Below are 21,666 nucleotides of genomic sequence, written 5' to 3'. Positions count from 1 at the left end.
CCCTTCTTTTAATTTTCTAATGGTGGAACGGTATTGGTTTTTATGCCTTCCAAATTATCAAGGTCAGCAGCTTTGATGTTCATTGATTCAAGATGGGTATTGTAAACCCTGATGGTGTCTTCATTGATTTTTATATCAGCAAACATGGCACCATTATTCCTTTTGTTGTCAAAAACTTTACCGCTATTGATGATAGGGAATTTACTGAATATGGCAATTCCATACGATTTCTTTTTTTCATTGCCATTGGCAGCAAAGTAGGCATGCTCATAAGCTCCATTGTTACTGATCTGCTTTAGCGCATTTCTTGATGGTGTGGTAAAGTCCTGGTAAAACTCCTGGAAACACTTGATGTCTGAAGGGTTTTCCTGCGCCCATTTTATTGAATTCGTTATTTTGATGTCGTTGTCATTGCCCCAGTTATTGTTAAATAACATGGTATTGTAGCTTAAAAAAGTAAACCCTTCAGTCACCGTATCAGGAGTGTTCCATTGGAAGGAGACCACTAGAAACTTCCAGCCAATAGCAAGGGCTAAAATTGGAAAAATAATTAAGCGGAATCGTCCGAAAAACAGCAAGACGATGAGAAATAGGTTCAATAGTAAGAAAACAGGTATCAAAAGTGGGAAGAGGCCAGTATAATCCCATGTCTCAGGTGAAATGTTCACGCTGAAAAAGAGGGCAAGGGAGATCAAAAAGATTGAAACGATAATGAAACGCATATTGAAGAATTAAATAAATCCCAAATTGGTAATAATTTTGTGCTATACCAATATATTTATTTTTTTACTAACTCGGATGATTCAATTTGCATAGCAGGTGATTTTGTAAAAGATTGATTTTGGCTCTGGTAAATGTTTTTCTTTGCAAAAAGGAAAATAAAGGCATTTAAGGGGATTGGTTAACATCATGATTTTCGTTTAAACGATAGATTTACCACGGATATTATGAATATGATATTTAACCTATAATGAATGGCTGATTAAGGAAAAAATACATAGATTAGTGTAAAATTTAATCTTAAACAATATGAATTACCTTACAAAACCACTTTTCAGTATATATTTTTTTGTGATTTGCTTGGGGGTTTTCTCCTGTTCAAATCCATCATCAAAAAGTGCTGTGACGGTGGAAGAGGAAACTGTCGAGGAATCAAAAGAACGTGCTAGCCCTTTAAAGTCCTCCTCAGGAGTAATTGAAGGTAAAAAAGTTTCTGTTCAATACAGTGCGCCCTCCGTTAAGGGAAGAGTTGTTTGGGGAGATTTGGTGCCTTATGGAGAAGTTTGGAGAACAGGTGCCAATGAAGCCACGAATGTATCCTTTGGTACAGATGTTGTAGTTGAAGGTAAAACGGTAAAAGCAGGGAAATATTCTTTGTTTACCATTCCCAAAGAAAATGAACCTTGGACTGTGATATTAAATGCTGATTGGGATTTAGAGCATGGGCATTTCCAATACAATGAGGAAAATGATGTATTAAGGGTAGATGTTAGTCCTACTTTTGAATCCAGCAGCCAAGAATCACTCTCCATTGAAGTGGTAAAAGAAGGTTTAGAAATAAAGTGGGAAAAAGCAAAAGTATTGTTAAATATTGAATGAGGTATATAGGGTTCTTTTTTTCATTACTATTTTCATTGTTAGTTGCCGTTGGCTTGTCCATAAATCTGGCAAATTTGCCTCCTTTGGCCAAAATATTTGACCCATTTAAAGGGTTTTGGCAAAACGCCTACAGTGAGGATTACCGTCCGAACAGTGAAGTGACTCTGGAGGGGCTTGAATCAGAGGTTTCCGTGACTTATGATGAAAACCTGATCCCTCATATTTTTGCCGAAAACGAGAAAGATCTTTTTAAGGTTCAAGGTTATATTACTGCAACGCACAGGTTGTGGCAAATGGAGTTTCAGGTAATGGCTGCAGAAGGAAGGCTTTCAGAAGTCGTAGGGTCCATAGCGCTCAACCGTGACAGGGAAATGAGAAGGAAAGGACTTGGCTTCGGCGCTAGGAACAAACTGAAATACCTCCAAATCAACGATCCCGAAACATTAAACTTAATGCTGGCTTATGCAGCTGGTGTGAATGCCTATATTGACCAACTTTCCCAAGGAGAGTTACCGCTTGAATACAAGCTTCTAGATTATTACCCCCAACCCTGGAGTCCTTACAAAACGCTTCTGTTTTTGATGAATATGTCAGAAACATTGTCGGGCGATAGTGATTTGGCATACACCAATTTCCGGAATATTTTTGGAGATGAATGGCTAAATAAGCTTTTTCCTGATAATCCAGAAGGAGTCGTGCCGGTTATCACAAAAGAAGACTGGGGCTTTGAGCCATTAGAAGTTACCGGACCGGATGAAGCTTTCCTTGATTCTATAAAAATAACGCAATTGCTACCTGAAAAAGAGCCTGGACTAGGTTCAAATAACTGGGTAGTTTCAGGAGAAAAAACAGCCTCTGGCTATCCAATATTGGCCAATGATCCTCATTTGGCTTTAAACTTACCCTCACTATGGTTTACTGCTCAATTAAGTACTCCTGAATACACCGTAAAAGGAGCCACTTTGCCGGGAGCTCTCGGAGTGATCATTGGGTACAACCAGCATATTTCTTGGGGTACTACGAATGCCGACAGAGATGTGAAAGATTGGTATAAAATCACATTTAAAGACCAGTCAAGAGAAGAGTATCTATACAATGGGCAATGGATTCAAAGTACCCAGCAGCTTGAAACTTTCTTAGTGAAAGGGCAAAATGATTTTGTCGACACGGTGATTTATACCCATTATGGCCCTGTGGTATATGACAGAAATTTCAAAATGAAAGGGAAGGCAGAAAACTTTGCCTTGAAGTGGACCGCTCATGGTAACTCCAATGAAAGCAGAACCTTTATAGCCTTAAATAAGGCAAAAGGGTATGATGATTTTAATGAGGCACTTACCCATTATGTAGCGCCGGCTCAGAACTTTGTTTTTGCATCCAAAGAAGGTGAGATTGCGATGAAAGTCCAAGGTAAATTTCCTTTGAAATGGAAAGGGCAGGGTAAGTTTCTAATGGATGGAAGCAAACCCATTTATGAATGGCAAGGATTTATTCCACAGGAGCACAATGCTGAAGATAGAAATCCGGAAAAGGGATTTTTGGTTTCCGCCAATCAGCATCCTGTTTCCTACAACTATCCTTATTATGTTTATAATAATAGTTATGAATATTTTAGAAATCGAAGAATTGTAGACCAATTGTCTGATAAGACTGGGATCACTTTGGAGGATATGAAAGCCCTTCAGTTAGATAATTTCAACCTTCACGCTTCGGAAATATTGCCATTAATGCTAGACAGTGTGAAGGTGGGAGGCTCTGAGAAGGAAAGGGTTTGGCTGGCACAATTAAAAGCATGGGACTACAATGCTTCCGCGGAAAAAATGGCACCCGTCTTATTTGAATCTTGGTGGGACCATATGGAAAAGGCGCTGTTTAGTTCCTGGGATACCAAAGGATTGCCCATCACTTATCCAAATAAATTTATCCTATCCAAACGCATAAAAAGTGAGCCCTATGCTGACTGGTTTGATCAACAAAGCACTGGGCAGAAGGAAAATGCTAACCATTGGATAAATGAAGGGTTTTTGGGCATGGTAAAGGAAATGGATAAGCTGACTGAGAATGGTACAGATTCCATACCCTGGTCAGTTTATAAAAACACACACATTAGCCATTTGATTCCAAATTTAGCGGCTTTCGGAAGGTTCAATATACCCATAGGAGGAGGGAAAGGAATTGTCAATGCCTCTGCTTCTGATTGGGGGCCTGGCTGGCGAATGGTCGTAGAAATGGGGCCAGAAATAAAAGCATTTGGCGTATACCCCGGAGGACAATCTGGAAATCCTGGAAGTAAATTTTATGACAATTTGGTAGATGTTTGGGCTTCTGGAGAATACCTACAAATGGATTTGAGGGATAGAAGCAATGCCTCATCAGTTTTGTTTCAAACCGAATTTATCCCTGATTAGCATGAAGTTTATCTTACATATACTTATAGTAGCTTTAATAGCTTACCTCCTGGGTTCAATCGTACCCTATTATATTTTAATGATTCTAATCTGTGGTGTATCTGCCTGGTTTAGAGGATCGGCATTTCTAGCCTTCATAGCAGGGGCATTAGGTGTCGCTAGTGTTTGGGTACTGGCTCCATTGGTCATATGGTCTGTTTCAGGTTCGGATCTTCCGGATAAATTTTCCGAAATTATGGGCTTCTCTAATGGTGCCATTTTGGTTGGGATTACTGGTTCAATTGGGTTTTTGATCGGAGGATCAAGTGCATTGACAGGTAATTTTCTTGGCAAACTATTTGTGGAAAGGAACAATGAGTATTAAGTGCATTTGGGCCATTTTACACCGCTTAGAATTGCTAACAATGTTTTTTTTTACTATCAAATTGTTTATATTAGAATAAGCATAAAATTCAGAATAACAATTTCCCGAATTAATCGAAAAGCATGTTAAATCCATTCACAAAAAAAATGCGCATGTGGGCACATTTAAGAGTGCAGACGCTTTGTTTAAGAAGTCATAACAGTTCCAATTAGCATGAATTGTTGCATTTTAAGGTCGGAACTGACTTACTATTGTCTATTTAGGGTTAAAAGTTAACTTTAGCTTTTGTAAAATTTTTTCTATACTAACCAACGTTAAGAAATGTCAAAAACAATTATTGTTTCAAATAGATTACCGATTAGTTTACAACACAAAAATGGAAAGTTTGAGTTTAAGCCCAGTGCTGGTGGTCTAGCCACGGGATTGGGTTCTATCTATAAAGAAGGAGAGAATATCTGGATAGGCTGGCCAGGCAACGATGTGGAGGATAAGGGGCAGCAGAAAGAAGTAGTAGATGAGCTGAAGAAATTAAAAATGGCGCCAGTCTTTCTAACCAAGAAAGACGTAGAGCTCTATTATGAAGGGTTTAGCAATGAAACCATTTGGCCCGCTTTTCACTATTTCACGCAACACATCAATTATGAAGATGAATATTGGGATGCATATTGGCAGGTAAATAAAAAATTCTGCGATGCTATTCTGGCCAAGGCAAATGAGGACGATACCATTTGGGTACATGATTATCAACTATTGTTGCTACCCATGATGCTTAGAAAAAAATTACCAAATGCGACCATCGCATTTTTTCAGCATATTCCTTTCCCATCCTATGAAATCATCAGGATGCTTCCTTGGAGAAAGCAAATGCTTGAAGGAATGGTGGGTGCGGATTTGATTGGTTTCCATACCTATGACGATATGCGTCACTTTTTAAGTGCTGTAGGTAGAATTCTAGGCTTATCCAATGAGAGTGGCTTTATCCAAGCAGACAACAGGTTGATAAACGTAGATGCATTTCCGATGGGAATCGATTACGATAAATATGAAAAAGCAGCATTAAGCAGTAAAACAAAGACCTACGTTAAGAAATTCAAGCAAACCTTAGGTGATCAGAAGTTGCTGTTAACCATCGATAGACTGGATTACTCAAAAGGTATTCCAAATCGAATCAAAGTGTTTGAACGACTTCTTGATGAAAACCCTGAGTACCAGGGTAAAGTATCGATGATAATGGTGGTGGTTCCATCCAGGGATCAGGTGAAATCTTATCAGACCCTTAAGGAAGAAATAGATACTTTGGTAGGGCATATCAATAGTAAATTTTCCACCCTGAACTGGGTGCCTATTCATTATTTTTATCGCAGTTTTCCATTCAATGAATTAAGTGCATTTTACAGCATGTCAGACATTGCCTTGGTAACGCCACTTAGAGATGGGATGAACTTGGTTTGCAAGGAATTTGTAGCCAGTAAAACCGATCAGAAAGGGGTATTGATACTTTCTGAAATGGCTGGAGCTAGCAAAGAACTTGTTGATGCCATACTGGTTAACCCTAATGATCAGGAAGGGGTAACAAGCGCCATCGTAGAGGCACTTTCAATGGATGAGGAGGAGCAGGAGTTGAGGATGAGTTCCATGCAAGCAAGCCTGAAAAAATACGATATTTTTCAGTGGGTAAAAGTGTTTATGGATAGGTTGAAGTTTGTAAAGGAAAAGCAAGCTGATCTTGAATCCAAAGCCTTGGATAAGAAAATTAGTGCCCAAATCAAAGAGGCCTTTAAAGTGGCAAAAAGGCCATTATTGTTATTGGATTATGATGGGACACTTGTTGGATTTAAAGGCAAACCTCAGGATGCTTTTCCAGATGAAGAATTAAAAACATTGGTAGCTGACCTCTCAGAAAAATGTCAGATAGTCATTATCAGTGGTAGAGATAAAGAAACACTTGGAGAATGGTTTAAAGGACAAAAAGTGGATATGATCGCCGAGCATGGCGTTTGGTTAAAAAGAAAGGACCAAAAAGAAGATTGGATTTTATATGCTGAAGTAGATGATAGCTGGAAGGAAGATATTCGAAAGGTTATGGAATACTATGTCTTGCGTACTCCGGGTGCATTGATTGAAGAAAAGCACCACTCACTCGTTTGGCATTACAGGAAAGTGGAGAGTGGCTTAGGAGATCTTAGAATGAGAGAATTGTTCAGTCACTTAAAATACATGGCTAGAGGGCACAACCTTCAAGTTCTTGAAGGAAATAAGGTCCTTGAGATTAAACGGCCAGATATCAATAAGGGACGTGCAGCCACCTCTTTGATGAAAGGCGAGGAATATGATTTTATTATGGCATTAGGGGATGATTGGACAGATGAAGATACTTTCAAAGCCATGCCGAAAAATGCGTATACCATTAGAGTAGGGTATACCTATACACAAGCCAATTACAATATTAAAAACCCTGAGGAAGTAAGAGAGTTGCTTAAATCGCTATTGAGTTAATTCCTGGTGTGAAAACAAACGTTTCGATTCTATTTACCTATAGATTAGGAATGTTTAGATCCACTATTGTATGCTAGCCTATCGGTGCCACTTATTGGTGCCGATGGGCTTTTTTTTCTTGCTGAAGATTCACCATAAGTAAACAATAGCGCTTCGTGAAGGATTTTCGGTATTTCATGTTTTAATCAAGCGGGCAATGTTTTTGTACCTACAGCGCTTCCCTATTGTAAATGGGAATGCCCATTGATGTTACTAATCAATTTCTTTGAATTCAGGTTTATTGGGAATTAATCCAGTTGGCAATATCCTCTAAAACGTTAGGATTAAATGTTTCTGAAATAGTGCTGTATTCCGAGATGGCTCCGGTTACGGCGGTTTGAAAAAGGTGATTTAGCTTTTCGTAAACCTTCATCTCCATATTTTCCATGCCCATTTGGCCGAGAGATTTTTTGTTAGACAATGCGTTTACCTGTTTGTCCTTTCCGCCAAAAGCTGCCCAGGAAGGAACAGTAACCCGAGAAATGAATTCTTTAGGTTCAATTTTAATGAATTGATAAAACCAAGGGGCCGTTAAGGAGGCATATTGTTCTAAAAGTTGGTCAACTTGAGTTGCTTTTTGAAGACTATCCAATTTGATAAGTGTGGTGTCGCTTTCTATGAATTGCTTTAGCTTTTTATGGGCCTCCTCAGCATTTTGGCTGGTTTTAATGAGTTGATATAGCTTAAAGTTATAAGCTTGTTGCTCCCTGGCAAGTTCTTCTTCCGCTCCAGAAGCTTTTATTATATCGTACGTTTGTTCACCCATCAGGCTGTCAATAGAAATTACTGGGGGAGCAAGAGCACTTATAAAAGAAAGATTACCCCTGTTTTCGGCGCCCATCATCCAGGCGATAAGTCCTCCTTCACTATGGCCTATGACACCTACTTTAGCCTTGTCTACAAATGAGAAGCTTTGTAGTTTTTCCAACGCTGCCCAGGCGTCTCTTGTAAAATCAATTGTGGTGGCTCCTTCCATTGTGCCCTCTGATTCACCTACACCCCGATCATCGTAACGCAATACGACTATTCCCTGCCGGGTAAGATAATCTGCGATGACCCAGAAAGGAAAGTGTCCAAAAATTTCGCTGTTCCGATCTTGGGGGCCCGAGCCACTGATAAGGACAACAGATGGAAATGGTCCTTCACCCATAGGTTTAGTGACAGTCCCTTTAAACAGTAGGTCTTCTTTTCTCTGAACAAATGAGGTGTTGATGATTTCATAGGGGAAAGGCCCTATTGGTGTCTGTGGTCTCTTTTCTAAATTGACTTCCTTCTTTTTTGACGGAGTCAGGGTAAGAGATAAGGACAAACCCGATTGCTTGAATTGGCCAACAATACTGTTATTGATAAGGGTTCCTTCAAAATCTGCCCCCAAGGGAGCGATTTGTATAGAAAGAAGTGTTCCGTCAAACAATACACTCGTTAATGGGATCCCGAATGCATTCTGCTGTGGGCTATCAAGACTCCCTTTCCAGCCTTCAGAAGCGGGTTCAAAATTAAAGACCAAAGGGAGTTGTTGTAAACCCAAATCCAATTTTCCTTCCCATGTCCCTTTGATGGTTTGAGAATAACTTATAGTGGAGGCTGTAAAAAAAAGAACAGCTATTAAACAAAATAAAGATGATTTCTTGTCTAATAGCTGCTCCATGTTTCCTTAGTGATAAATTATCATAAATATATGGAAAAAGGAAGATAGGTCATAATTACTATTCCATAAGAGATGGTATTTCACTTTTTGGAATTAGATTAAGCGTTCTTTGAAAGTTTTCCTTGTAATTGGAAGGATTTAGGGTGTAATAAAAAGCCCCTTTTTTGGAAGCTGTTTTGTCTTTCTCCTCTATCTTTTGAATAATTTTGCTTGATAGAAGTTTACGGGTGAAATTTCGCTTGTCTATTTTGGTCGCAAACAGTTTTTCATACAATGCCTGTAGCTTAGGCAGGGTAAATTTTTCCGGCAATAATTCAAAAAGTATTGGGTGAAATGCGGCTTTACTTTTTAACCTGTTAAAAGCCATTTCCACCATTTCTTGATGGTCAAATATCAATTTGGGAATTTGGTCAATTTGAAACCAACGCGCCTGAAAATCATCATTGGACTGATGCTGGTATTTTTTAATGTCAATCAAGGCCATGTATACTACTCCAACCACCCTCTCAATTGGATCCCTGTTGGGTTTACTAAAAGTATGCATTTGCTCCATGAATACATTCTCCAAACCTGTGAGTTCATTAAGTATTCGATTGGCAGAATCGTCAAGAGATTCGTTGGTCCTGAGGAAACCTCCCATAAGACTCCATTTCTCTTTCTCAGGAGTGATTCCCCTATTGACCATTAATAGTTTGTAATCGACACCATCAAACCCGAAGATTATACAATCCACAGCCACTAAGACCCTGGTTTGACTTGAATATTTAAACATTTTTATTTTATTATTTTTGTTACAAAAGCACTCATATATAAAAAGGTTCGTGTACCTTTTTATATATGAGTTACGTACCCGAGGTGCTTTTTGTTCTAAAAAAAATATAGACCTCCATCACCTCTTCGCATTTACTGCTGCTAATTTCGTTATTTTTTTCCAGATGTGGAGCTTATTAAACCAAAAATTAAAGAATGAGTCTTTTTTTCTAATATCAAGTTAAATTTTATACTGTTAAACTCTGTTTGATGAATAAAATATGGAAATTGCTTCTTGTTTTACACCGAAGACAGGTCAAAAAAAATCTTTTTGTAATTGTTTATTTTTTTCGCTCGAGTGAGTACAAATTTCAGTTTTTGAATATACTGTTTATTGGTAATTTCAGCTTATGCTTTTTAGGATTGCACTGATTTACTTAAACTCCTTTTATAGGTATTGAGATCTGGTTGAAAAAACAAAGTTTAGAATACCAATTACACCTTAGATGATACTCCAGAAAACCATTATCAATAGTACGCTAAGGTCTTCCTACTTCTTGAAGAGAAGCGTTAATGATTAGCATTGAGATGTCCACTTTGAGATTAACCTTTTTTCGACCAAGTACGGGGGTATTCTTACCATTATCACCTAAGGGTTAAATGTTTTGCTATGCAGGAATTCCAATCTAATAGCGATATATCATGCTATAAAATTGTAATTTTCAAGCGCATTGCCTCATTCGAACACGCATCTAATATTCGAATTGGAAGCTTAATTTTATAGTATTTTTATAAGTTGAAATTGAATTATACGGTAAAGTATGAAAATGACTTTATTTATATATTAGCATTTATTCCTAACCGTTAAACCCGAGTTTTTACCATTGAAATTGATTTCTACTAAAGACATAGAAAATAAGATGTTTTAACAAATATCAACTAAAATATTAATATATTATTTTTTCTTGAATTCTTACATTTTTTAGGTATTAATTTTTTTCTTGAATAAAATATAATTAAACTTCGAAGATGTAAAATTTTGGAGAAACCTAAAATAACCTTTCACACCCAAGTATATATGGTTTAACTCAGGAAAGTTTACTTAAACATTGAAATTTATTGGAATTTTATCCTAAATCGGATCAAAATTTTGAGTTTTATAGATTGAGAGTCAAATTAACCATAAATACAAAAGCCAATGAAGTTAAAGAGTAACTGAATTGAATCAAGTTTGAATTAGGAGTTAAATCCTAAAGAGTAAATCAATTAACAAATAAATCCATTATGAAAAAAAATCTACATTATTTCCGGGACATGCAACCGATGTCATGGCTCTCGGCAATCCTTTTTTGTTTGTTTTCAGGGGGCCTAATGGCCCAAACTGGAAGCTTAAACAAAAATCTGGAAAACATTACCAAAGATCAAACGGTATTGGCAAGTGCTAAACTTACTGCTGCTGACCTCGCTGATGTTACGATTACAGGTGTTGTTACAGATGAGAGTGGTTCACCAATACCTGGTGTGACTGTTTCCGTTCCTGGAACATCCATAGGTACTGCTACTAATTTAGATGGTCAGTATAGTCTTACTGTTGCTGAAAATGCAAGCATTGTTTTTCCTTTATAGGCTTTGAAAGCCAAACAGTAAATGTTGCCAATCGAAGTACTATAAATATTTCCTTAAAAGAAGATACCCAATCCCTGGATGAAGTGGTTGTGGTAGGTTATGGTACGCAAGAGAAAGTAAACCTAACAGGAGCTGTAGGAGTTGCTACAAGTGAAAGGCTTCAGAACAGACCTATCGCTAACGTAGGTGAAGGTTTGCAGGGTGTAATTCCAAATTTAAATATCGCCCCTAGAAATGGTGATCCATCCCAAAGTCCAAGTTTCAATATCAGGGGATACCAATCCATTAACGGTGGGTCACCACTCATTTTAGTGGATAATGTTCCTATGGATTTGAATAGGATCAACCCAAATGATATCGAAAGTATTTCTGTTCTTAAAGATGCTGCCGCGGCAGCCGTTTATGGAGCAAGAGCAGCTTTCGGTGTAGTTTTGGTAACTACAAAAAGTGGAAAAGAAGGAAAAGTTCGCGTAACATTAAACAGTCAGGTTTCATTGGGTAAGCCTATCTTTAATATGGACCCAATTAATGATCCATATAGGTTTGTACAAGCCAGGAATTTGGCAAATGAACGTACCAATGGTAGACCTGCTTACGATCAGGACATGATTGATGGAACCAAGCGCTGGTCTGAAAACCCTACGGATGAGAATGCCTGGGGCGTTGTAGATGGTGTTTTGAGGTTTTACGGTTTTAATGATTATACTGAAAAGATCATGACCGATTTTGCTCCATCACAGCAACATGACTTGTCTATTTCAGGTGGGTCTGAGAACTCTAAGTATTTTGTTTCTATTGGACACCTAAATAAAGATGGCTATCTTAATTCAGACCGTAACGAGAATTTCAAACGTTACAATATCCTGATGAAGGCTGAATTTAAAGTTACTGATTGGTTGACATTGGATGAAAAGATTGTTGTAAACTCTCAGCAAAGTGACAAGCCTTATTTTTACAACTGGGATGTAAACATCAATACACTTGCCAGGGTAAATCCAATTATGCCAATACAGTTTCCTGATCTTCCTTTCTATGTTAATCAAGGAGATAGAGAAACCTATGCGCCTTATATTGGAAAGTATTTCGGTGGCACCAACTTTTTCCCTTATTTGGAAGATGGTGGACGTTCTACCTGGACCAACAATGATATATGGTTGACGCAAGGCGTGACACTTACTCCAGCGAAAGGTTTGACAATTAAGTCTAACTTCTCTTATAATTTCTTTCACCGTTCGGAGCAAAATGTTGCCAGTAAAATTGAAATAGTAGACAATAATTTATTGGCTGCTGGATTGATAAGCAATGGTTTTAGTGGAAATGATTTTATTGATGAAAGAGCTTCTTACAATCAATATTACGTGTTCAACGCATTTGCAGATTATAAATTTTCTCTTCCTGAGGTACATAACCTGACTACTATGGTTGGATTCAATCAGGAGTGGGGTAATAATAAATTCATCAGGGCTCAGGCAAATACATTGCTAACGCCATTGATTACGGATTTGAATGCCACTACAGGTTTGCAACAAACGTATGGTAGCAGTAGCCACGTATCCTTAAGAGGAGCATTCTACAGAGTCAATTATATCTATGATGATAGGTTCTTATTAGAAGCCAATGGTAGGTATGATGGAACTTCAAGATTCCCATCTGATAGCCGTTTTGGTTTCTTCCCTTCTTTTTCTGCGGGTTGGAGAGTATCTAACGAGAGCTGGATGGCAGGTACCAAAACCTGGATGGATGAGTTCAAAATCAGAGGTTCTTATGGTACCTTGGGTAACCAATTATTGGGAAGTAACTACTACCCATATATCCCAACTTTAGGAACAGGTCAATCAGGCTTTATGTTAAGTTCTGGACAGCGTACACCTTATGTATCTGCTGCCGGTCTAGTAAGTCCAACTTTGACTTGGGAAACAGTAGTATCTCAGAACATAGGCGTAGATTTCTCCTTATTTGGGGGTAAAATTGATGCTTCTTTTGATGTGTATTCCAGGGAAACCAAAGACATGTTGATGCGTAGAGATTATCCTTCCATATTGGGTACAGGCGCACCACAGTCTAATGCAGCTGATTTGAAAACCACTGGTTGGGAATTGGCTTTGACATGGAAAGACAGGGTTAAAAATGAACTCGACTATGATGTTACTTTGGCTTTGTCTGATTGGACAGCTGAAATCACTAAGTTTGAGAATCCTGAAGGAGTAATCAGTCAGTATTATGAAGGTCAACAATTAGGTGAAATCTGGGGTTATGAGACTGTAGGTATCTTCCAGACCCAAGAAGCGGTAGACAATGCACCTGATCAATCAAGGCTTGGTGCCAATTGGAAAGCAGGAGACATACAGTATGCTGACTTGAATGGTGATGGCGTGATTTCTCCTGGTAGTGGAACGTTAAGTGATCCGGGAGACAAAAGAATCATAGGCAATGACACCCCAAGATTAAGCTTTGGATTGAACAATAATTTACAGTGGAAAAACTTCACCTTAAATCTATTCTTCCAAGGTATATGGAAAAGAGATCACTGGCCTACTTCTGGAAACTGGACATGGTTCTTCCCTTTCAATGCAGGTCATGTGGAAGAGTATTTCATCACAGATTCTTGGTCTGAAGATAACAGAGATGCCTATTTTGCAGCTCCTCATATCTCCACAAATGACAAGAAAAATATTCAGACACAAAGCAGGTTCTTGCAAAATGCAGGTTATATCCGTTTGAAGAATGCCAATTTAGGTTACAATCTTCCGGACAAATGGATGTCAACCATTGGCTTCCAGAATGCCAATATTTACTTTTCAGGCATGAACCTTTGGGAGTATTCTCCAATTCGCAAGCCTTTGGATCCTGAATCAATCTATGCAGGAGCTATTGAATACCCAATGCAAAGGGTATACACACTGGGTGCTAGAATAACCTTCTAAAAATTAAAACTAAAAAGAATGAAAAAATATAATTTAATAGGAACGATCTGTTGCGTGGTAGCTTTGATGCTATCAGGTTGCAACGATGATTTTCTGGAACGCTATCCTCTAGATGAGGTAAGTAATGAGACCTTCTGGAATACAGAAAATGACCTTATGGTCTATAACAATAGCCTTTACAATATGGCTTTGGATGATACAAATGTCCCTATTTTACATGGACATAATTCAGGCTTTAGCAGCTATTGGGGAAGTTATTATTTCTTAGATGGCTTTACTGATAACCTTGCACCTAGAAATGATAGACATACCTTCTTTCAGCAGGTTCGTGCGGGTAAACAACTTGTGCCAAGTGGTAGCCAATGGTTTGGTTATTCAGGATGGAGTTTTGTAAGAGCGATCAATGTAGGATTGGATAACTATGCTAAGGCGGATATTACTGAAGCCACTAGAAATAAATATATCGGAGAAGCCCGATTATTGAGAGGCTGGTTTTATGCGGAGAAAGTTCAGACTTTTGGAGATGTTCCATGGGTAGACAGAGAGCTTAACATTGATTCTGAAGAATTATTTGCAGCCAGAATGCCTAGAGAAGAAGCCATGGACAAGGTTTTGGAGGATTTGAATTTTGCTACAACGCACCTTCCAGATGATTGGGGAGATGGTAACGAGCCTGGTCGTTTGAACAGGTGGGCAGCTTTAGCTGTTAAAGCTAGGTTGTGTTTGTTTGAAGGAACCTGGAGAAAATACCATGGCGGTTCTAACCCAGAAATGTGGTTAAATGAAGCTGCTGCAGCTGCAAAGGAAGTAATGGACAATAGCCCTTACAGCGTATACAATACAGGTAATCCTGAAACTGATTTTAATGCCTACATGCGTATTATTGATGTAAGTGGAAATCCTGAAGTAATGGTTTGGAGAAGGTATCAGTTAGGTATCTATACCAATGTAGTTCAAGGGTATTTCGGCTATACAGGTGGAGCAACCAAGAGTTTTGTTGAAGACTTTTTGGCCACAGATGGTTTGCCTATTACTTTATCTTCGGAATACAAAGGTGACGATACTTTTGAGGATGTTTTCGAAAATCGTGACCCACGTTTAAGACAAACAATCCTTCATCCTGATGATACTGAAAAGTACAAATACGACAGGGCTGATGGCAGGGACTACCCAAGAGTAGTGGGTATGCCAGGTGGTTTTACCACTGAAACTGGCTACCACATCATCAAGCATTACAATGCGGACGATATGATAGGCAAAGCATACAATACATCAGAGACCCCAGCTATTATCTTGAGGTTCGGTGAAGTGTTGTTAAACTATGCTGAAGCCAAGGCTGAATTGGGTGAGATATCCCAAGGTGATCTGGACATGAGTATCAACCTACTTAGAGATAGAGTAGCCATGCCTCATTTGATGCTTGATCCTCCAATGGATCCTAGGTATGCTAATGATGGTGTATCTTCCCTTATTGTAGAAATCAGAAGAGAAAGAAGAGTAGAATTATTCTTGGAAGGCTTCAGATACAAAGACCTGAAACGTTGGAAACAAGGTAAAAAATTGGAAAGCCCTGATCTTGGGATTCGTTGGAATGCTGAAAACCAGGCAAGATTTGCCGGAGCGATCATCGAGACAAGCGAAGATCCAGAAACAGGTAAAACCTATATTGATGTCTATAAAGGCACAGATTGGGAAAACCCTACTTTCGACGAAAATAGAGACTATTTGTGGCCTTTGCCTTTGGATGATTTGGCTCAAAATCCACAATTACAACAAAATCCAGGATACAATTAATTAAGTACTACCTGGTATTTATAATGCAGCATAACCTGCCGGAATGGTTTAATTTAAAAGAAACCTTAATTCCGGCAGGTTTTTTTGTGCTTTTTTTACAAACGGAAAGGAAAATCAAAGGGGATATTTTAAATTGATCCATAATTACTAAACCCAAAATGTACCCAATACCCATTCAAATAACGCGCTCAAATAGGTATTCTATAATTCACATAGAATACGTTCAATTTTTTCATTTTTAATGGTTCAGATCCAGGTTAAAATACAGCAAACTTCAGCTGATTAATTTGAAGGAGCTTTGCCTGGAGGTGTAGACTTAACAGACTTAAGATGATCAAAAAAAAACCGATTCTGAGAATAATTTCTCAGTTCACCTAAAACCATTAACGTGACCCACTAAAAGAGAAATAAATTTTAACCACTTCCAGGTAATTTAAGATATACTTAAAAATAATTTTTAGTAACATGAGAATAACGAAACCCATCATTCCAATATTTATTATCATAGCCCTGCTATGGAACCCTTTATTTGCGGCAAGTCCGGATTCCTTTAAAATGGACACTGTAAAATTGGAGAACCCAATTACAGTAAACTATTTAAAGCGACACCTGAAAAAATCAGGGCCTAAACTGGCGCTTACGCCAGCACTTGAAAAAAACTTGAAGCGAAAGATTAAGAGTGACCCTTTGGTGAGGAATTATTACCATGCCTTAAAAGCCAATGCGGATGATGTACTCTCTATGCCTGTGCTTACCCGAAATGTAATCGGCCGAAGACTATTGAGTACTTCAAGAGACATGTTGCATCGTGTCAATGTGTTAGGAATTGCCTATATAATCGAAAAGGATAAGAAATACCTTGATAAAATAAATGAGGAAATCATTGCCGTAAGCAACTTCTCAGATTGGAATCCTTCTCATTTTCTTGATGTGGCAGAGATGGCGACTGCTGTCGCTTTGGCCGTTGACTGGGTAGGAGATGATTTGCCAGCTGCTACGGTGAAGATGGCGAAGGAAGCCTTAATTCAGAAAGCTATTGAGCCAAGCTGGAATGGAAACAATGGTCGAATGTACGGCACCAACAACTGGAACCAGGTTTGTAATGCCGGTATGATAGCTGCTTCTCTTGTGATTGCTGATCAGGACATTGAATTAGCAGCCAAAACCATTCACCGTTCTATTGATGGAATTCCTAATGGACTTATGCAATACGGACCGGATGGGGCTTATCCTGAAGGTTCTACTTATTGGGGTTATGGTACTGCGTTTACTGTACTTACCTCTGCTATGCTAAAAACAGCTTTTAAAACTGACTTCGGTATAGGCGATTACCCTGCCTTTAAAGAAAGTGCCGATTTCAGGATATTGACGATTGCTCCTTCAGGAAATTATTACAATTATGCAGATTGTGGAGATCGACACAGTAATGCTGGAGATATCATTTTGGCTTGGTTTGCTACACAGACTGGTAATTCCTTATATATAGAGGATGATAAACTCAGCCAACCGGTTGCTGACTTTGGCAAGCTTCACAGGATCGCAGGAGCCGGCTTGGTATGGTTGGCACAATTTGAAAAAACAGAAGAAGCGGAATTGCCTCTCGTATATAAAGGAGATGGTAAAAACCCAATTGTGATCATACGTGATGGTGAAGGTTATTATTTTGGAGGTAAAGGGGGTAAAGGAACCGTCTCTCATGGCAATTTGGATGCAGGCTCATTTATTTGGGAGCTTAATGGCGTGAGATGGAGCATTGATCCTGGAAATCAGAATTACAATGAATTAGAGCAAGCGGGTTTTGACCTTTGGAGTTCTTGCCAGGATTGCGAACGCTGGAGCTTGTTGACCAAAAACAATTATGGCCACAGTACATTGACTGTCAATGATGAACTTCATGTAAATGATGGTTTTGCTAAAATGGTAAATGTAAGCAAAGGGGATCAGCCCGAAGCGGAATTTGATTTGACCCCAGTCTTTGGAAATAACCTAAAAAAAGCAACAAGGAAATTTATCAAGCCTGACAACAACTCTCTTGTCATTGAAGACCAAATTGAAACCAATGTCCATACTAAAATGATCACCTGGCAGATGATGACCCAGGCAGATGTAAGTATTGTGGATGGTGGTGCTGTGCTTAGTCAAGATGGGGAAAAAGTGATGTTAGAGAACCTTTCTCACCCTGAGATCATGGTTTCTATAATATCACTGGATCCAGCACCTTTGAAGCTCGATAGACAGATTGAAGGATTAAAAAGATTGGAGATTAGAATCCCTGCCTACCTTATTGAAAATAACGCTGAGGTGATAAAGGTTAGATTAAAAGCACTGTGATAAATATAAAAACAGCTGTCAGGAGAGAACAAATATCCCATTGCCCGATTAAGCTTTTAGGAAGTGTTTTATTCTTTCTTGTTGCAAGTGTTTCTTTTGCACTATCCGCTCCCACCGATTTTGAATTGGTGAGGGAGAGGGTAGTGGGAGAGTACCTTGCCGCGGGGATAGATGATGCAGCCATAGCAGGCCTACTCGATACTCAAAATACGGATGGTACCTGGCCAGGGATTAATTACCAGGATGTATCCAGGACTGGCTTTGAACATTATTTTCATACGAGTAATATGGTCAGCCTGGCCAAAGCTTACAGACAGCCTGACTCTGAATTCAGGGACAGTCAAAAAGTAAAGCAAGCCATCACAGCAGCTTTAGACCATTGGGTGCAAAACGATTATTTCTGCGAGAACTGGTGGTACAATCAAATAGGTACACCCAACAACCTTGTAGCAGTAATGCTATTGATAGGGGAGGAAATGCCAGAGCAAATGGTGAAGGATGCCCAACCCATTATCGGAAGGGCACATCTGAATGCTTCTGGAGCAAGGCCAAGTGGTGACAGGATAAAAATAGCGGGAATACTTGCCAAGAACCTGCTTTTTCTAGGAGAAATAGAAAAATTCGAAACCGTTTTAAAGGTAATTGAAGGAGAGATTAAGTTTACTACAGGCAGTCGAGGACTACAAAGGGATTTCAGTTTTCACCATAGGATGGACCGTGTTAATAATACGGCATCCTATGGATTGAGCTATGCAGATTCATTTGTGGAATGGGTAGTATATACAGCAGGTACGCAATATGCTTTTTCTGAGGATAAAGTGGAAATCCTGGTCGATTACTATTTGGATGGCATAAGCAAAAATTTGTCATTCGGTAAATTCTTTGATGCTGGTGCTAAAAACAGGAGTGTTGCCCGACCAGGAGCCATACATGCCCTCAATGCCGCCACCCCAAGAAAACTAGTGGAGGCGACCGATTATCGGAAAGCGGATTTGGAAGAAATTATACGGGTAAGGGAAGAAGGGATCGAGCATGTTACCCTTTCTTATAGCAAGTATTTCTGGCAGACAGAATACTTCACCTTCCAAAGGCCTGACTATTTTACTTCGGTAAGGATGTACTCCATAAGGAACGACAACATGGAAGTACCCTATAACAGTGAAGGATTAAAGAATCATCACCGTGGAGATGGGACCAACCACCTTTCATTAACAGGACTAGAATACTTCGATATATTTCCAGTCATGGATTACCAGAAAATACCTGGAGCAACTATTCTGCAAAAGGAAGCACTACCTGATGGTGATCAAATTCAAAAACCAGGGTATACGGACTTCGTGGGAGCTGTGACAGATAATTTGTATGGCAGTGTAGCTTTTGATTTTATCAGTCCACATGATCCATTAAAAGCCAAAAAGAGCTGGTTTTCTTTGACAAGGAATACGTTTGTTTGGGAACGGGAATAGATTCAAAAGGCAAACAAGAGGTTTTTACCACCTTAAATCAATTGCTGCTTTCAGGCAAGGTACACGTCCAATCAAATCAAGAATTGAAAACTTTGGAGCGGGGAGATTATGCGCTTGAAGACATTGATTGGGTGCATCATGACCGGGTAGGTTATTTTTTATTACAGCCCGAGAACCTAGGATTGGCTTTTGGTGAAGTCACTGGAAGTTGGACAGGCATCAACAAACAAACAAGGGCTCCTCAGGAAGATGTTTCGAAGGATGTCTTTAGCCTTTGGGTAAACCATGGCGCCAATGTGAGGGAAGAAAATTATGCCTATTTGGTGTTGCCCAATGCTTCATTAGAAGAAACAAAGGCCTATCGCAGCAATGATCAAATTGAAATTTTATCAAATACCCCAGCCATTCAGGCTGTCAGGCACAATCAATTGCTGCAGGTACAGGCCAATTTCTATAAAGCTGGTAAATTGAATATAGGCAATGGTTTGGAAATAACTATGGATGGTCCAGGCTTGCTTTTAATTCACCTTGACGGTAATAAAATTGCTAAAATGGCAGTATCCGATCCAAGTAGGAAATTGAGCAAAATCCATCTGCAGGTCAATAGCCAGGTAGATTTGCAGGATGACAAGCTGTCAATTGATTGGAATGCTGAAAGTTGGCTGAGTGATTTGACTGTAAAGCTACCGGAAGGTGAATTTGCAGGTATTAGTGTAATATTGGGCGATTAAACCTATTAGTATTCAATACACACTACCTTTTATTTGAAAAAATATAAACAACCAATGAATTGGATGATGAATAACAATTATAGTTTTTTATGGCTTTTGTTTTTTGCTTTGGTCTCTTGTAGCCCCAAAAGCCAGGAATCACAAGAAGCAAAAAATGAGCCCATCGTAATAGATGAGCGCGACCAAAAACTTACAGTGAGCAAGATCATACCCATAGACAGTGTGTGGGCAGGCCATTCAGTCGGCTTTTCCCTGCTTACACATGAAGACCGTCAATACATTGCGTATTATGACAAAGACAGGCACATGACTGTGGGGCAAAGGAACTTGAATGAGGATAAATTTGAACTGCACCGTTTGCCAGTTTTTGATAGGGATGAGGGTAAGGGAACAAGTACTACCCTTGGATGGGACAGTCATAACTCAGTTACCATAGGTATTGATGCTGAGGGATACCTGCATATGGCGGGGAACATGCATGTCCATCCCATTACCTATTTCCGAGGACATACTCCTTATGATATAAGCAGTTTAAAACAAGAAATGGAGATGGTAGGTTCGAATGAAAAGCGCTGTACTTACCCGCATTTCATGAAGGACAGAGAAGGTCGTCTGTTGTTTCATTACAGAGATGGAGGAAGTGGAAATGGGAATGAAATCTACAATATTTATGATGTTGCTTCTAAAGGATGGACACGCTTATTAGACAGCCCTCTGACGGATGGAATGGGAGAAATGAATGCCTATGCGTCTCAGCCTTCCTTAAGAGCTGACAATTGGTACCATATGTATTGGGTCTGGAGAGATACGCCTGATTGTGCGACCAATCATGACCTCTCCTATATCAAAAGCCCGGACATGATAAATTGGTACGATGCATTCGGAAATAAGCTGACTGTCCCTGTCACTATTGCTCAGAAAAGTGTGATTGTGGATCCTGTACCTCCTAAAGGAGGGATAATTAATCTGGCAGCAAAGTTATGTTTGGACGAGAACAATGAGCCATTGATGGCTTTCCATAAATACGATGAAAAGGGTAATATACAATTTTACGTAAGCAAGATCGAAGAGGGTGCATGGAAAGCCAGGCAAGTGACCAATTGGGATTATCGATGGGAATTCTCGGGAGGGGGAAGTATACCCACGGAGGTTCGCTTAGGTGATTTTAACCTAAGGGAAGATGGGAATTTTGAACTGGGTTACAAGCACATTAAATATGGAGAGGGAATGTTGCTTCTGGACAAAGATTTAAATACCATTGGTGAAGTGTTAAAACCAGAAAGCTTTGGTGCAGATCTTAAATTGGAAGGAGACTTTGAGGGGCTGGAAATAAGGAATGCACAAGACCTGGGGCAATCGGAAAATGGAAAAACCTATCGTTTGAAATGGGAAACCCTTCCACCAAATAGAGACAAGGCTTATCCTGAACCCTGGCCAAATCCATCTGTACTTTATCTGTACGAATTGGACTGATTGAATTATAGGGCTCC

Annotated in this window: 13 protein-coding genes and 1 pseudogene; 11 read left to right on the top strand and 3 right to left on the bottom strand. The window is 39.2% G+C overall.

Going from position 1 to position 21,666, the window contains the following annotated elements; genetic code table 11:
- Positions 1 to 8 precede the first annotated feature (8 nt).
- Positions 9 to 722: an endonuclease/exonuclease/phosphatase family protein gene (locus ADICYQ_RS07350; protein ID WP_316929273.1), complete on the bottom strand. Its 714-nt coding sequence runs from the start codon at positions 720 to 722 to the stop codon at positions 9 to 11.
- Between the two features lie 307 nt (positions 723 to 1,029).
- Between ADICYQ_RS07350 and ADICYQ_RS07345 the strand changes: the two genes are divergently transcribed.
- The 4 genes from ADICYQ_RS07345 (at position 1,030) to ADICYQ_RS07330 (ending at position 6,867) form a co-directional block, all read left to right on the top strand.
- The gene (locus ADICYQ_RS07345) at positions 1,030 to 1,599 is read left to right on the top strand and encodes a DUF2911 domain-containing protein (protein WP_020890592.1); all 570 of its coding nucleotides are present in this window, start codon (positions 1,030 to 1,032) and stop codon (positions 1,597 to 1,599) included.
- Positions 1,596 to 4,007: a penicillin acylase family protein gene (locus tag ADICYQ_RS07340; protein WP_020890591.1), complete on the top strand. Its 2,412-nt coding sequence runs from the start codon at positions 1,596 to 1,598 to the stop codon at positions 4,005 to 4,007. Before ADICYQ_RS07345 ends, ADICYQ_RS07340 begins: the two co-directional genes overlap by 4 nt.
- A 1-nt stretch (position 4,008) precedes the next feature.
- Positions 4,009 to 4,371, top strand: a complete 363-nt coding sequence (locus tag ADICYQ_RS07335) for a spermidine synthase family protein (protein WP_040415015.1) — start codon at positions 4,009 to 4,011, stop codon at positions 4,369 to 4,371.
- Positions 4,372 to 4,692: 321 nt separating this feature from the next.
- A complete protein-coding gene (locus ADICYQ_RS07330; protein ID WP_020890588.1) occupies positions 4,693 to 6,867 on the top strand; it encodes a bifunctional alpha,alpha-trehalose-phosphate synthase (UDP-forming)/trehalose-phosphatase in 2,175 nt (724 codons plus the stop codon).
- Between the two features lie 277 nt (positions 6,868 to 7,144).
- Here the strand turns inward: ADICYQ_RS07330 and ADICYQ_RS07325 are convergent, their stop codons facing one another.
- Positions 7,145 to 8,554: an alpha/beta hydrolase family protein gene (locus ADICYQ_RS07325; protein ID WP_020890587.1), complete on the bottom strand. Its 1,410-nt coding sequence runs from the start codon at positions 8,552 to 8,554 to the stop codon at positions 7,145 to 7,147.
- A gap of 58 nt (positions 8,555 to 8,612) precedes the next feature.
- A complete protein-coding gene (locus ADICYQ_RS07320) occupies positions 8,613 to 9,326 on the bottom strand; it encodes an NUDIX hydrolase (protein WP_040415012.1) in 714 nt (237 codons plus the stop codon).
- Between the two features lie 1,262 nt (positions 9,327 to 10,588).
- On the opposite strand from ADICYQ_RS07320, the gene ADICYQ_RS28360 reads away from it, so the two are divergent.
- From ADICYQ_RS28360 to ADICYQ_RS07295, 7 genes and pseudogenes are all read left to right on the top strand, one after another.
- Positions 10,589 to 10,930, top strand: coding sequence for a carboxypeptidase-like regulatory domain-containing protein (locus ADICYQ_RS28360; protein WP_235114450.1), 342 nt, complete (start codon positions 10,589 to 10,591; stop codon positions 10,928 to 10,930).
- On the top strand, positions 10,927 to 13,854 hold the full coding sequence (locus ADICYQ_RS07315) for a SusC/RagA family TonB-linked outer membrane protein (protein WP_316929275.1): 2,928 nt from the start codon (positions 10,927 to 10,929) through the stop codon (positions 13,852 to 13,854). Before ADICYQ_RS28360 ends, ADICYQ_RS07315 begins: the two co-directional genes overlap by 4 nt.
- Before the next feature lie 18 nt (positions 13,855 to 13,872).
- Positions 13,873 to 15,648 carry a RagB/SusD family nutrient uptake outer membrane protein gene (locus ADICYQ_RS07310; protein ID WP_020890583.1) on the top strand — a complete coding sequence of 592 codons (1,776 nt, stop codon included), beginning with the start codon at positions 13,873 to 13,875 and terminating at the stop codon, positions 15,646 to 15,648.
- Between the two features lie 465 nt (positions 15,649 to 16,113).
- Entirely contained in the window at positions 16,114 to 17,979 is a 1,866-nt protein-coding gene (locus ADICYQ_RS07305; RefSeq protein ID WP_040415010.1) for a heparinase II/III domain-containing protein, read from the top strand.
- A pseudogene (locus tag ADICYQ_RS07300) lies at positions 17,976 to 19,747 on the top strand (polysaccharide lyase family 8 super-sandwich domain-containing protein); the annotation flags it as partial. The gene ADICYQ_RS07305 and the pseudogene ADICYQ_RS07300, both read left to right, overlap by 4 nt.
- Positions 19,742 to 20,176: a polysaccharide lyase beta-sandwich domain-containing protein gene (locus ADICYQ_RS30160; protein WP_369073250.1), complete on the top strand. Its 435-nt coding sequence runs from the start codon at positions 19,742 to 19,744 to the stop codon at positions 20,174 to 20,176. The pseudogene ADICYQ_RS07300 and the gene ADICYQ_RS30160, both read left to right, overlap by 6 nt.
- A gap of 63 nt (positions 20,177 to 20,239) precedes the next feature.
- A complete protein-coding gene (locus ADICYQ_RS07295) occupies positions 20,240 to 21,649 on the top strand; it encodes a BNR repeat-containing protein (protein WP_040415053.1) in 1,410 nt (469 codons plus the stop codon).
- Positions 21,650 to 21,666 lie beyond the last annotated feature (17 nt).

Origin of the sequence: Cyclobacterium qasimii M12-11B (assembly GCF_000427295.1) — a bacterium.
Classification (GTDB): Bacteria; Bacteroidota; Bacteroidia; order Cytophagales; family Cyclobacteriaceae; genus Cyclobacterium; species Cyclobacterium qasimii.
The sequence above is the reverse complement of the archived record's forward strand: the minus strand, read 5'-3'. Positions and strand labels throughout refer to the sequence as shown.